This is a genomic window from Streptomyces boncukensis (assembly GCF_011045075.1).
GTDB classification, from domain to species: Bacteria; Actinomycetota; Actinomycetes; order Streptomycetales; family Streptomycetaceae; genus Streptomyces; species Streptomyces boncukensis.
Genome location: NZ_JAAKZZ010000028.1, coordinates 1 through 13802, shown reverse-complemented (window position 1 = coordinate 13802; position 13802 = coordinate 1). Strand labels below are relative to the sequence as shown.

Below are 13802 nucleotides of genomic sequence, written 5' to 3'. Positions count from 1 at the left end.
ATGACCGCCAAGGCACTGGAGGGCGTACGCGTCCTCGACATGACCCACGTCCAGTCCGGCCCCTCGGCCACCCAGGTGCTCGCCTGGCTCGGCGCCGACGTCGTCAAGCTGGAGGCCCCCACCGGCGACATCACCCGCCGCCAGCTGCGCGACCAGCCCGACGTGGACTCGCTCTACTTCACCATGCTCAACTGCAACAAGCGCAGCATCACCCTCAACACCAAGTCGGAGCGCGGTAAGGAGCTGCTCACCGAGCTGATCCGCGGCAGCGATGTGATGGTGGAGAACTTCGGCCCCGGCGCCGTCGACCGGATGGGCTTCACCTGGGAGCGCATCCAGGAGATCAACCCCCGTCTCGTCTACGCCAGCGTCAAGGGCTTCGGCGAGGGGCCGTACACCCGGTTCAAGGCGTACGAAGTGGTCGCCCAGGCGATGGGCGGCTCGATGTCCACCACCGGGTTCGAGGACGGGCCGCCCCTCGCCACGGGCGCCCAGATCGGCGACTCCGGCACCGGGATCCATCTGGTGTCCGGCATCCTCGCCGCCCTGTTCCAGCGCGAGCGCACCGGCCGCGGCCAGCGGGTGACCGTGGCGATGCAGCACGCGGTGCTCAATCTGTGCCGGGTCAAGCTGCGCGACCACCAGCGGCTCGCGCACGGCCCGCTGGGCGAGTATCCGAACGACCACTTCGGCGACGAGGTGCCCCGCTCCGGCAACGCCTCCGGCGGCGGACAGCCCGGCTGGGCCGTCAGGTGCGCCCCCGGCGGGCCCAACGACTTCGTCTACGTCATCGTCCAGCCCGCCGGCTGGAAGCCGCTCACCGAGCTGATGGGCCGGCCCGAGCTGGCCGAGGACCCGGAGTGGGCCACGCCCGAGGCGCGGCTGCCCCGGCTCGGCAAGATGTTCCAGCTCATCGAGGAGTGGACGGAGACCCTCCCCAAGTGGGAGGTGCTGGACCAGCTCACCGCGCACGACATCCCCTGCGGCCCGGTGCTGTCCACCAGGGAGCTCATCGAGGACGGCTCGCTCGCCGAGAACGGGATGATCGTCGAGGTCGAGCACCCCGAGCGCGGCGCCTTCACCACGGTCGGCTCCCCGCTGAAGCTCTCCGACTCGCCCGTCGACGTCACCAGCTCCCCGCTGCTGGGCGAGCACAACGCCGAGATCTTCTCCGGAGAACTCGGCCTCGAATCCGGTGAGCTGCGCCGACTGCACGAGGAAGGGGTGATCTGAGTGGCGGCCGGAGCGTACGAGGGCGACCGCGCGCGGGTGCGGGGGATACTGGACGCCGTGTGTGCCGAGGGGCGCACCACCCTGACCGCGCCGGAGGGTCGGCAGGTCGCCGAGGCGTACGGCATCGCCGTTCCGGCCGAGGCGCTGGCGCGGGACGTGGACGCGGCGGTGGCCGCCGCAGCGGACCTCGCGGGCCCCGTCGTACTGAAGATCGTCTCCCCGGACATCACCCATAAGAGCGATGCCGGGGGAGTGGCCGTCGGCGTCGAGGGCGCGGACGCGGTGCGCGCGGCCTTCCACCGGGTGGTCGGCAACGCCCGCGCGTACGAGCCCGGAGCCCGTATCGACGGCGTGCAGGTGCAGCGGCTGCTGCCGGCGGGCCACGAGGTCATCGTCGGTGCGGTCACCGACCCCACGTTCGGCAAGGTGGTGGCCTTCGGGCTGGGCGGCACGCTGGTGGAGGTGCTCAAGGACGTCACCTTCCGCCTTGCGCCCGTCACGGAGGCGGAGGCGGAGTCCATGCTCGACTCGCTGCGCGCCGCCGAGGTGCTGCGCGGTGTGCGTGGCGCGCCGGGGGCGGACCGGGCGGCGCTGGCCGGGCAGCTGCGCCGGGTTTCCCAACTGGTGGACGACTTCCCCGAGATCGCCGAGGTGGACCTCAACCCGGTGATCGCTACACCGGACGGCACCTGTGCACCCGATGTGCGCATCCTGCTGGCCGCCGAGCCGCCCCGCGAACGCCGTCGCTATACGAGGGCGGAGATCCTCACCACCATGCGCCGCCTGATGCGGCCCCGCTCCGTCGCCGTCATCGGTGCCTCCAACGAGGAGGGCAAGATCGGCCACTCGGTGATGCGCAACCTCATCGACGGCGGTTTCCGGGGCGATATCCATCCGGTGAACCCCAAGGCCGATGACATCCTCGGCCGGAAGGCGTACCAGAGCGTGGCGGACGTGCCCGGAGAGGTGGATGTGGCGGTCTTCGCCATCCCGGCGAAGTTCGTGTCCGCCGCGCTGGACGAGGTGGGCCGCAAGGGCGTGCCGAACGCCGTGCTCATCCCCTCCGGCTTCGCCGAGACCGGCGAACAGGCGCTCCAGGACGAGGTCGTCCGCACAGCCGAGCGGCACGGCGTCCGCCTCCTCGGACCGAACATCTACGGCTACTACGCCACCTGGCAGGACCTGTGCGCCACCTTCTGCACTCCCTACGACGTCAAGGGCGGAGTGGCGCTCACTTCCCAGTCCGGCGGCATCGGTATGGCCATCCTGGGCTTCGCCCGCACCACCCGTACGGGCGTCTCGGCCATCGTCGGGCTGGGCAACAAGTCGGACCTGGACGAGGACGACCTGCTGACCTGGTTCGCCGAGGACGAGCACACCGAGTGCGTCGCCATGCACCTGGAGGACCTCAAGGACGGCCGTGCGTTCGTCGAGGCGGCCCGGGAGACCGTGCGGCGCAAGCCGGTCGTCGTCCTCAAGGCGGGCCGCACCGCGGCCGGGGCGCGCGCGGCCGGATCGCACACGGGAGCGCTCGCGGGCGACGACGCGGTGTACGACGACATCCTGCGGCAGTCCGGCGTGATCCGCGCGCCCGGGCTGTACGACATGCTGGAGTACGCACGGGCGCTGCCCGTGCTGCCGACGCCCCGGGGCGACAACATCGTCATCATCACGGGCGCGGGCGGCTCGGGCGTGCTGCTGTCGGACGCCGTCGTCGACAACGGCCTGCGGCTGATGGAGATCCCCGACGATCTGGACGCCGCCTTCCGGTCGTACATTCCGCCGTTCGGCGCCGCGGGCAATCCGGTGGACATCACGGGCGGCGAGCCGCCGTCCACCTATGAGGCGACGATCCGGCTCGGCCTGCGCGACCCGCGCATCCACGCGCTCGTGCTGGGCTACTGGCACACCATCGTCACCCCGCCGATGGTGTTCGCCGAGCTGACCGCGCGCATCGTCGCGGAGGAGCGGGAGAGGGGGAACGACAAGCCCGTGGTCGCATCACTCGCGGGTGATGTGGAGGTGGAGGACGCCTGCGCCCAGCTGTTCGCGCGCGGCGTCGTCGCCTATCCGTACACCACGGAGCGGCCGGTGGCCGTCCTCGGCGCCAAGTACCGCTGGGCACGGGCGGCGGGACTGCTGGGGAGGTGACCGACCCGGGCGGACAGGCCCATGCACTCGCACGGTGAGAACGGCTCAGGGGGCGCTGACCGGATCTCCGCTAGGCAAGGAGTGCGACAACCCGATGACGACAACCGATCTGCCCTCCGCCTGTCCCTACCGGGAGGTGCAGGACCGCAACGGCAGGATCTACCGCATCGGCGAGACCGACCGCGACGTGATGGGCCGGCCCCGCTGGACCATGGTGCTGTTCCCCTGGATCGGCATGATGGCCATCAGTTCCTCGGAGTACGCGTTCACCTCCGCCGAGGACACTCTGCACGACGCGCACGCCTGGTCGAGCGGCAACATCTTCTGGCTGATGGGGGTGTGGGTCTTCTTCCAGGCGGCAGTCGCCTTCCCCGCGGGGCAGCTGCGGGAGAGCGGCCGGCTGCCCGCGCGGAACGCGATGATGCTCGGCGCACTGGGCACGCTGCTGGGCTACTTCTCACTCGCCTATGCCCCGCATGTGATCGTGGCCTACTTCGGCTACGGCATGTTCAGCGGTATCGGCGCCGGACTGGTCTACGCGACGTGCGTGAACATGGTCGGCAAGTGGTATCCGGAGCGCAAAGGCGGCAAGACCGGGCTGGTGAACGGCGGCTTCGCCTACGGCGCCGTGCCGTTCGTCTTCCTGTTCACCTCCTATCTGGATCTGCACAACTACCAGGGCGTGTTCGTGTTCGTCGGGGCCCTGTGCTGTGCCGGGTTGGCGGTTTCCGGGTGGTTCTTCCGGGACCCGCCGAAGAACTGGTGGCCCGCGGACGTCGACCCGCTGAAGCGCACCGACGACCCGCGGATACTCCGGGCCCTGGAGAAGAACCCGCCCGCGGTCAAGCAGTACACGCCGCGCGAGGCGGCGCGGACCCCGGTGCTGTGGATGATGTGGTTCTGCCTGCTGTGCACCGCCGGGATCAATATCTTCGGCATCGCCATGCAGGTGCCCTTCGGCAAGGACATGGGTTTCGCGGGCGGCATCGTGGCCACTGCCATGTCCCTGAAGGCCATCGTCAACGGCACCGGGCGCGGCGTGATCGGCTGGATCTCGGACCGCTACGGACGGCGGAACACGCTGATATTCGTCTGCGTGGTGCTGGGCCTGGCCCAGTACGGGGTGCTGGCGTCCGGGAAGCTCGGCGTGATGCCGTTATTCCTGGTCTGCTCGATGGTCTCCGGTTTCGGCGGCGGTGCGATCTTCCCGCTGTTCGCCGCCATGACGGCGGACTACTTCGGGGAGAACCACAACGCCACCAACTACGGCATGGTCTACAGCTCCAAGCTCATCTCCGGCCTCGTCGGCTCGGGGGTCGGCGCGATCGCGGTCGACCTGTGGGACTACGAGGGGGCGTTCGTGATCGCCGGATCCGTGGGGCTCGGTTCGGCGGTGCTGGCGACGTTCCTGCGCTCCCCGGGCAGGCCCAGCCCCCGGAAGATCCGCCCGAATCCGATGCCGATCAGCCGCGAGGCGATGTGAGGGGGTGGACCGTGAGCCCTGCCGGGGTGGGGCTGTCCCTCGCGGGGCGCGGTCGTGCTCTGCGCCCGGGAGGCGTACGCGGGAACCGCCCGACACCTCCTAGCCCTGGCCCTCCTCCCAGCTGTGGCTCTGGTACGAGGCGCGGGTGTGCTCCGTGTGGGTGCGCATCACGCCCGTCGCACGCTGCTCGTCGCGGTCCGTTATGGCGGCGATCAGCTCGCGGTGCTCCTGCCAGGACCGCGCGCCGCGCTGCCGGGCGACCGGCGTGTAGTACCACCGCACGCGCTGGTCGACCCGGGCCGCCAGCTCGGCCAGCACCGCGTTGCCCGCCAGCTCCATCACCTTGCTGTGGAACGCGGCGTTGGTGTCCACCACGGTCTCCACGTCCTCGCGCCGGGCGGCCTCCTCGCCGACCGCGCAGAGCGCCTCCAGCTCGCGGATGCCGGCGGAGGTGGCGTTGGCCGCCGCCAGCCGGGCCGCCTCCGCCTCCAGCAGGGTGCGCACGGTGAGCAGCTGGTCGGCCTCCTCGTCGGTGGGCGCGTGCACGAACGCGCCCTGAGCCGGCCGGAGGTCGACCCAGCCCTCGTTGCTCAGCCGCTGCAGCGCCTCGCGCACCGGCTGGCGCGAGACGCCCAGCTGCCCGGCCAGCTCGCTCTCCACGAGATGCTGGCCGGGCGGGAGCGTCCGGGACGTGATCAGCTCCAGCAGAGCCTCGTAGACCCGCTCCCGCAGCGGTCCGGGCCGCTCCAGCTTCGGTACGGCCCCCTGCGGCAGTTCCGCTGACAGCATCCCGACGCCCCTTCGCACTCTCGCCGCACCGGCGTTTTTGCCGGAACACGGACTGGCTTTTGTCTACAGATTACTGACCACCGCGGGACTCCACGGCTGTCCACAGCCCCTTGTCCCGGTGACATCGATCACATACTGTAGACAATCTACCGTCGACTGCGGAGCTCCGCTCGGCGGAGAGGAGGACTGCGCGATGAAGCACAGGAAGCAGCGCACATACGACCGGCTGACGCACCCGCTGGTCCGGGACAGCCGCGCGGAGCCCTTCCGCAGCGCCTCGTGGGACGAGGCGCTGGAGCGCGCCGCCGCCGGGTTCCGCGCCGCGCGCGGCGCGTTCGGCATGTTCTCCTGCGCCCGCGCCACCAACGAGATGAACTATGTGGCGCAGAAGTTCGCCCGCGTGGTCATGGGCACCCACAACGTGGACTCGTGCAACCGCACCTGCCACGCGCCCAGCGTCGCGGGGCTCTCCGCCGCCTTCGGCTCCGGCGGCGGCACCTCCTCGTATCGCGAGGTGGAGGAGACCGACCTCATCGTCATGTGGGGCTCCAACGCCCGCTTCGCCCATCCGATCTTCTTCCAGCACGTGCTGCGCGGCGTGCGCGGCGGTGCCCGGCTGTTCGCGGTGGATCCGCGCCGCACCTCCACCGCGGCCTGGGCCGACAGCTGGCTCGGGCTGAACGTGGGCACGGACATTCCGCTCGCCCACGCCCTCGGCCGCGAGATCATCCACGCCGGGCTGTGCGACGAGGCGTTCATCGCCCGCGCCACCACCGGCTTCGACGCGTACCGCGAGCTGGTCGAGCCCTGGACGCCCACCGCGGCCGAGAAGGTCACCGGCGTGCCGGCCGCCGCGATCCGGGACCTCGCACATGCGTACGCGCGGGCCGAGCGCGCCCAGCTGTGCTGGACCCTCGGCGTCACCGAGCACCACAACGGCACCGACAACGTCCGCGCCCTGATCAACCTCGCCCTGCTCACCGGCCACGTCGGGCGGTACGGCGCGGGCCTCCAGCCGCTCCGCGGGCAGAACAACGTGCAGGGCGGCGGGGACATGGGGGCCATCCCGGACCGCCTCCCCGGCTTCCAGGACGTCCGCGACCCCGCCGTCCGGCACAAGTTCGAGCAGGCATGGGGCGCCGAGCTCGCGCCGCGGCACGGGCTGAACCTCACCGGCATGTTCGAGGCCATGGAGTCCCGCGAGCTGCGCGCCGTCTACTGCGTCGGGGAGAACCCCGCCCAGTCCGAGGCCGATGCGGAGCAGGCCGTGCGGCGGCTGCGGCGGCTGGACTTCCTCGTCGTCCAGGACATCTTCCTCACCAGGACCGCCGAGCTCGCGGACGTCGTGCTGCCGGCCACCGCCGCCTGGTGCGAGACGGACGGGACGACGACCAACAGCGAGCGCCGGGTGCAGCGGGTCCGCAAGGCTCTCCGGCCACCCGGCGACGCCCGCGAGGACATCGACATCCTCTGCGCGCTCGCCGCCCGCCTGGGCCACGAGTGGAAATACGCCGGCGCGGAGGCCGTCTGGGACGAGCTGCGCGACCTCTCCCCGGACCACCACGGAATGACCTACCCGCGGCTGGAGGAGCACCAGGGCCTGCAGTGGCCCTGCCCCGACGAGCGGGACACCGGCCCCGGCTATCTGCACGGACGGCTGTGGGACCCGGACCCGGCCCGGCGCGGCCCGCCCGCCCCGTTCGGCCTCGTCCGGCACGATCCGCCCGTCGACCTCACCGACGAGGACTTCCCGCTCCGCCTCACCACCGGCCGCCGCCTCGACTCGTACAACACCGGCGTGCAGAGCGGCAGCTTCGCCTCACCCCTGCGGCGCGGCGAGTACGTCGAGCTGTGCCCCGAGGACGCCGCGTCCTACGGCGTCGCCACCGGGGACCTGGTGCGTGTCGTCTCCCGGCGCGGCGCGGTGGAGGCGCCGGTGTGGATCGACACGGGACTGCGGCCGGGCCTGGCCTTCATGACCATGCACTTCCCCGACGAGGTGGACACCAACCGGCTCACCATCGAGGCGAACTGCCCGATCGCGGGCACGGCCGAGTTCAAGGCCAGCGCCATCCGGATCGAGACGGCGGTCGCCGCGGGCGCCGCGAGCGCCGGAAGGAGCTGAGCGCGGCCATGGACCTGCACTTCGGCGACGCCGAGCCATCGGCGGACGAACGGGAGGCGGTGGACGCGCTGCTCGGCCCGCCCGCCTCCACCTGGGAGGGCGCGGCCGACCGCACCGGCGGCGATCTGCGCTGGGCCCGGCGCGGCCGCCGGGTGGCCGGCCGTCGGGACCTGCTGCTGCCCGGCCTGCACGCCCTCAACGACCGGGTCGGCTGGATCAGCGAGGGCGGGCTCGGATATCTCTGCCGCAGACTGGAGGTGCCCCCGGCGGAGGGCTACGGCGTGGCCACCTTCTACGGCATGTTCGCGCTCACGCCACGGCCCGCGACGGTGGCCCATGTCTGTACGGATCTCGCGTGCGCCGTGGCGGGCGCGCCGCGCGAGGCGCTGCAGGGTGCCGTGTGCCACCCCAGCCCGTGTCTCGGCCTGTGCGAGCGCGCGCCTGCCGCACTGGTGGTCCGGGCGGGGGAGGGCGGCCCGGAGTCCGCCAGGACCAGGGGTGCGGGCGAGGCCGCGGGGTCTGGCGAGCTCCGTGGCTCGGAGCGCTCCGGCGGCTTGGGGGGCTCCGAGGAATCCGCGGCGGGAACGGTGGCCGCGGTGCCTCCGCAGACGGCGGCCGGCGCCGCCGCGCCCGCCGATCGCCATGCCACCGCGGTCGTCGCGCCCGCCACCCCCGAAGCCGTCGACCTGGCGGTCCGCGCGCCGCACGCAGTGGCGGACGAGCCGAGCGCCGCAGCCGCCGTCCCGCAGGCCGGCGACCCCGGGCTGGTGCTGCTGCGGCGCATCGGAACCGTCGATCCCGCCTCCCTCGACGACTACCGCGCGCAGGGCGGGTACGCCGCGCTGCGCCGCGCGTTCGAGCTGGGGCCCGCGGGGGTGATCCGGGAGGTGACCGACTCCGGGCTGCTCGGGCGGGGCGGGGCCGCGTTCCCCACCGGCCGCAAGTGGCAGGCCACCGCGGCCCGGCCGGAGCAGCCGCACTACCTGGTGTGCAACGCCGACGAGTCCGAGCCGGGCACCTTCAAGGACCGGGTGCTGATGGAGGGCGACCCCTACGCGCTGATCGAGGCCATGACCATCGCCGGGTACGCCATCGGTGCCCACCGCGGATATCTCTACCTCCGTGGCGAGTATCCGCGCGCCCTGCACCGCCTCCGGCACGCCCTGGCCCGCTGCCGCACGCGCGGCCTGCTGGGCGAGGACGTCCTCGGTCAGGGGTACGCCTTCGACATCGAGATCCGGCGCGGCGCCGGGGCGTACATCTGTGGCGAGGAGACCGCGCTGTTCAACTCCCTGGAGGGGCACCGCGGCGAGCCCCGTTCCAAACCGCCGTTTCCCGTCGAGCGCGGCCTGTTCGGCAAACCCACCGCGCCGAACAACGTCGAGACGCTCGTCAATGTCCTCCCGGTGCTCGGCATGGGCGCTTCCTCGTACGCCGCGCTGGGCACCGGGAGCTCCACCGGCACCAAGCTGTACTGCGTCTCCGGCACCGTACGGCGCCCCGGAGTGTACGAGCTGCCGTTCGGCGCAACCCTGGACGAGTTACTGGACCTCGCCGGTTGCGAGCGGGAACGGCTGCGCGCCGTGCTCCTCGGCGGCGCGGCCGGCGGATTCGTCCGCCCCGACGAGCTGGATCTGCCCCTCACCTTCGAGGGCACCCGTGCGGCGGGCACAGCGCTGGGCTCCGGGGTCGTGCTGGTCCTGGACGAGAGCGTGCCGCTGCCGCTCGTCCTGCTGCGCATCGCCGAGTTCTTCCGTGACGAGTCCTGCGGCCAGTGCGTGCCCTGCCGGGTGGGAACGGTGCGGCAGGAGGAAGCACTGCGCCGGATCGCCGAGCGCGCGGGCAGCGATCCGCACGGGACGGCGGACGACATCACACTGCTCCGCGACGTGGGGCAGGCGATGCGGGACGCCTCCATATGCGGCCTCGGCCAGACCGCGTGGAACGCCGTGGAATCCGCCCTCGACCGCCTGGGAGCGTATGCGTGATGACTGCCGTACCGCTGCGGCCGCCGCGCCGCCTGCTGGAGTTCACCCTCGACGGCGAGCAGACCAGAGCCCCCGAGGGCGCCACCATCCTGGATGCCTGCCGGGCCGCGGGGAAGGACATCCCCACGCTCTGCCAGGGCGACACCCTCACCCCCAAGAACGCCTGCCGCACCTGTGTGGTCGAGGTCGAGGGCGCCCGCACCCTCGTCCCCGCCTGCGCACGCGGAGCCGAGGCCGGAATGGAGATCCGCACCGACACCCCACGCGTCCGGCACAGCCGCAAGGTGGTGCTGGAACTGCTCGCCTCCTCCGTCGACCTGTCCACCACACCGGGTGTCCAGGACTGGCTCAAGGAGTACGGCGCCGAGCCCGCCCGCTTCGGCCCCGACGCGGCGACGGTCAACGAGACTCCCCGTGTCGACAACGACCTCTATGTGCGTGACTACGACAAGTGCATCCTGTGCTACAAGTGCGTGGACGCCTGCGGTGAACAGTGGCAGAACACCTTCGCCATCGCGACGGCCGGCCGCGGCTTCGACGCGCGGATCTCCACCGAGTTCGACGCCCCCCTCACCGACTCCGCATGCGTCTACTGCGGCAACTGCATCGAGGTGTGCCCGACCGGTGCACTCTCCTTCAAGACCGAGTTCGACATGCGCGCGGACGGCAGCTGGGACCCCTCGCGCCAGACCGAGACCACCACCGTCTGCGCCTACTGCGGCGTCGGCTGCAACCTCACCCTCCATGTGCAGGACAACGAGATCGTCAAAGTCTCCTCACCGCACGACAATCCGGTCACCCACGGCAACCTGTGCGTCAAGGGCCGCTTCGGCTACCAGCATGTCCAGCAGGGCAGGCGCTGAGCCGCGATGGGACGGGTGACGGAGCGGCGGCGAGTGATACGGATCCGGGACGGGGCGGTCTCGGTGCGTCCGGACACGCTGACGGCGGAGGAGCCGCTGGAGATCCGGTTGGGTGGCCGGTCGCTGGCGGTGACGATGCGGACCCCGGGCGATGACTTCGCGCTTGCTGCGGGGTTCCTGGTGAGCGAGGGGGTGCTGGCGGAGGCGGGGGAGCTGGCGGGGATCGCGTACTGCGCGGGCGCCGCGGCGGAGGGCGGCAATTCGTACAACGTCGTCGATGTGCGGCTGGCTCCGGGCACCGTGCTGCCGGATATCGGGCTGGAGCGCCATGTGTTCACGTCGTCGTCCTGCGGGCTGTGCGGGAAGGCGAGTTTGGACGCGGTGCGGACGAGCGCGCGGTGGTCGTTGGAAGGGGGCAGGCCGGCGGGGCTGGAGCCGGGGCTGCTGGCGGAGCTGCCGGGGCGGTTGCGGGCGGCGCAGCGGGTGTTCGAGCGCACGGGCGGGCTGCACGCGGCCGGGCTGTTCTCGGCGGAGGGGGAGCTGCTGGATGTGCGGGAGGACGTGGGCCGGCACAACGCGGTGGACAAGGTGATAGGGCGTGCGCTCCAGCGTGCGGCGCTGCCGCTGCGGGATGCGGTGCTGATGGTCTCCGGACGGGCCTCGTTCGAACTGGTGCAGAAGGCGGTGATGGCCGGGATCCCGGTGCTGGCCGCCGTCTCCGCGCCCTCCTCCCTCGCGGTCGACCTCGCCCACGAGAGCAGGCTGACCCTGGTCGGCTTCCTGCGGGGCACATCGATGAACATCTATGCCGATACCGGCCGCCTGGACCGCCTGCCCGCAGTCAGGTGAGGTGGACGGGCCCGGCCGGTGGGAGAGGCGCCCCCTGCACCGGCCGGGCCCTCGGCCGGACGGCTAGGCCGGGTCCGGCGGATGGCGCTGGGGCGGGGCTGCCCCGTGCCGTCACGTCGCAGGGTGCGGCGCTGTTGTGGCTGGTCGCGCAGTTCCCCGCGCCCCTCGGGGCAGGGTTGCGCTCTGCGCTCGGGAGGTCTGCGCTCGGGGGAGCAGGGCCGTCAAGCGCAGCCCCGATGCCGGGGAGGCAAGATCCGCCGGATGTCCCCTGGGGCGCGGTCAGCTGTCCGGGGCCGCCGCGCCGTGGCACCGCAGGAACGTATCGACCAGCGTCGGCACATAGTCAGGCGGGACCGGCTGGTCGGTGAAGAGCCGGCGGAACGCCAGCGGCCCCGCGAGCTGATCGACCGCGAGCTCGGTGCTCAGCCCGGAGGGCAGCTCCCCGCGGCTCTTGGCCTCCTCGACCACGACCCGGAAGCCGTCCAGGCTCGCGGCGCACAGGGCCTCGCGCAGCCGGGTGAGCTCCGGCTCGACGCCGGTCCGCTCGATGAGCGCCCGGGTGCCCCGCTCGCCCACCGGATCGTGGAGCAGTCGCCGCAGCGCCTCCAGCTCCTGGCCGAGGTCGGTGCGCAACTGGCCGGTGCGGCGCGGCCGGACGACCGCCAGGCACTGCGCGATGGCGTCGCGGATCAGCGCGGTGGCGTCCGGCCAGTGCCGGTAGAGCGTCGTACGCCCGATGCCGCTGCGGGCCGCGACCGCCACATGGGTGACGGCTGTCCAGCCCTGCTCGGCCAGCAGCTGCTGTGCGGTGGCGATGGCAACGGCCTTGCTGCGGGCCGCGCGAGGGTCCGGCCTGCCGGGTGACTCCCCGCGGTCCGCGGTCCCGGTCTGTGACCCCATGGGCATTCTGGCTCCCTTTCCCTATGCGGGCTCTCCACGTGCGGGCGTCTGGGCTGTGCCGGTCCCATGGGCAGGCGTGCGGTCGGCTGCTCGGACGAGCCGGTACCACCCGGCGTATGCCTGCGGCACGGAGTGTGCCCGCCGCGGGTCACGCTCGGGGGACCCGTTGGGCAAAGAATTGGCTACTCGACAGGGCCGGGAGCCGGGTTCGCGCCCGCGCACTGCGAAAAGCGCCGGCGGCGGGCACACGACACGCGCCCCCGCAGTTCCGCGCGCCCCTGCGGCGACGCGCGCCCCGCGATCACGCGCGCAGCACGCGCTTCAGCATCGGCAGCGCCCGGTGCAGTTCGCGTTCCCAGTACGGCCAGCTGTGGGTGCCGCCGGCGTAGAGGTCGGCGGTGACGCGGAGGCCGTGGGCGCGGGCACGCTGGACGTAGTCGACGCTGGACGGGCGCAGTCGCCGCTCCAGGGAGTCCGGCGGCGTGCCGGGCGGATCCAGCGGGCCCGGGGCGCCGTCCCCCGCCGCGACGAACACCGGGTAGCCGCGCGGCAGCCGTCCCACCAGATCGAGGGGGTTGTGCGCGCGCCAGATCCGCGCCTGGGACACGGGGTCGCCCCACAGGGCGAGCGGGTCGTGGCCCCACTGTGGGAGCAGCGAGGTGACCAGCTCGTGCCCTTCGTCCCCCCGGGTGTTGAGAACGCCGCTGAAGGAGGCCGCGGCACGGAACATCCGCGGGTGCCGCCCGGCGTACGAGAGCGCGCCGAAGCCGCCCATGGACAGCCCCGCGACGGCGCGCCTGCCGCCCGCGCCCAGGCCGCGCTCCAGAATCTGCCGCAGCTCGGTGAGATGGAAGGTCTCCCAGGCGGGCGCCCCGCCCGCGCCGCCGTTCCACCAGTCGCTGTAGAAGCCGACGGGGCCCGCCTCCGGGAGCACGACGAGGGCGCGCAGCCGGGCCGTCGCCCGCTCGATGTCCGTCCGGTCGGTCCAGGCGTGCCAGCCGGGGTCGGAGTCGCAGCAGCCGTGCAGCACCCACAGGGAGGGCAGGCCGTGCCGCGCGGTGCGGGAGCCGGGGCCTGGCGGCAGGAGGATCCGGGCGTGCCCCTCGCGGCCGAGGGCGGTGGAGCGGATCGTCAGGTCGAGTCGGCGCCCGTCGCGGACGGCGCGGGTGACGTACGCGCCATTGTCCGCACGGACCCCCTTGACGGCGGCCTCCGGGGCCGCACCCGCCCCGGGCCGCGGCGCCGCCTGCCCGGTGGCCGACCCGGCCGCCGACCCGGCCGCCGACCCGGTCGCTGATCCGGCAGTCGGACTGGCGGCCGGCCAGGCGGAGGCTGGAGCCACCGCCGGCACGGTGACCGACAGACAGAGCAGCAGCAGGAGAACGGCCCGGCGCAGGCGGGGGAGAGGGCCGGACCGGGCG

General features: G+C 72.6%; 9 protein-coding genes and 1 pseudogene. 7 read left to right on the top strand and 3 right to left on the bottom strand.

The features are described 5' to 3' along the window. The 3 genes from frc (at position 1) to G5C65_RS04850 (ending at position 4867) form a co-directional block, all read left to right on the top strand. Positions 1 to 1233: a formyl-CoA transferase gene (gene frc, locus G5C65_RS04860; protein WP_165297355.1), complete on the top strand. Its 1233-nt coding sequence runs from the start codon at positions 1 to 3 to the stop codon at positions 1231 to 1233. Beyond that, complete coding sequence (locus tag G5C65_RS04855; protein WP_165297354.1) at positions 1234 to 3384, top strand: acetate--CoA ligase family protein; 2151 nt, start codon at positions 1234 to 1236, stop codon at positions 3382 to 3384. Positions 3385 to 3478: 94 nt separating this feature from the next. Further along, positions 3479 to 4867 carry an OFA family MFS transporter gene (locus tag G5C65_RS04850; RefSeq protein WP_165297353.1) on the top strand — a complete coding sequence of 463 codons (1389 nt, stop codon included), beginning with the start codon at positions 3479 to 3481 and terminating at the stop codon, positions 4865 to 4867. Between the two features lie 99 nt (positions 4868 to 4966). Here G5C65_RS04850 and G5C65_RS04845 read toward each other — a convergent pair whose 3' ends face one another. Further along, positions 4967 to 5656 carry a GntR family transcriptional regulator gene (locus tag G5C65_RS04845; protein ID WP_165297352.1) on the bottom strand — a complete coding sequence of 230 codons (690 nt, stop codon included), beginning with the start codon at positions 5654 to 5656 and terminating at the stop codon, positions 4967 to 4969. Between the two features lie 193 nt (positions 5657 to 5849). Between G5C65_RS04845 and G5C65_RS04840 the strand changes: the two genes are divergently transcribed. Genes G5C65_RS04840 through fdhD form a run of 4 tightly spaced genes read left to right on the top strand, consistent with a single transcriptional unit; the run spans position 5850 to position 11481 of the window. Further along, positions 5850 to 7781 carry a molybdopterin oxidoreductase family protein gene (locus G5C65_RS04840; protein ID WP_165297351.1) on the top strand — a complete coding sequence of 644 codons (1932 nt, stop codon included), beginning with the start codon at positions 5850 to 5852 and terminating at the stop codon, positions 7779 to 7781. Positions 7782 to 7789: 8 nt separating this feature from the next. Beyond that, entirely contained in the window at positions 7790 to 9769 is a 1980-nt protein-coding gene (locus G5C65_RS04835) for an NADH-ubiquinone oxidoreductase-F iron-sulfur binding region domain-containing protein (RefSeq protein WP_165297350.1), read from the top strand. Beyond that, a complete protein-coding gene (locus tag G5C65_RS04830; RefSeq protein WP_165297349.1) occupies positions 9769 to 10632 on the top strand; it encodes a 2Fe-2S iron-sulfur cluster-binding protein in 864 nt (287 codons plus the stop codon). The genes G5C65_RS04835 and G5C65_RS04830 overlap by 1 nt, the downstream gene beginning before the upstream one ends. Before the next feature lie 6 nt (positions 10633 to 10638). Further along, on the top strand, positions 10639 to 11481 hold the full coding sequence (gene fdhD, locus G5C65_RS04825; protein WP_165297348.1) for a formate dehydrogenase accessory sulfurtransferase FdhD: 843 nt from the start codon (positions 10639 to 10641) through the stop codon (positions 11479 to 11481). Positions 11482 to 11760: 279 nt separating this feature from the next. Here the strand turns inward: fdhD and G5C65_RS04820 are convergent, their stop codons facing one another. Further along, positions 11761 to 12381, bottom strand: coding sequence for a TetR/AcrR family transcriptional regulator (locus G5C65_RS04820; protein WP_165297347.1), 621 nt, complete (start codon positions 12379 to 12381; stop codon positions 11761 to 11763). 388 nt (positions 12382 to 12769) lie between these two features. Then, positions 12770 to 13723: pseudogene (locus G5C65_RS04815) on the bottom strand (alpha/beta hydrolase); the annotation flags it as partial. Between the last annotated feature and the right edge of the window lie 79 nt (positions 13724 to 13802).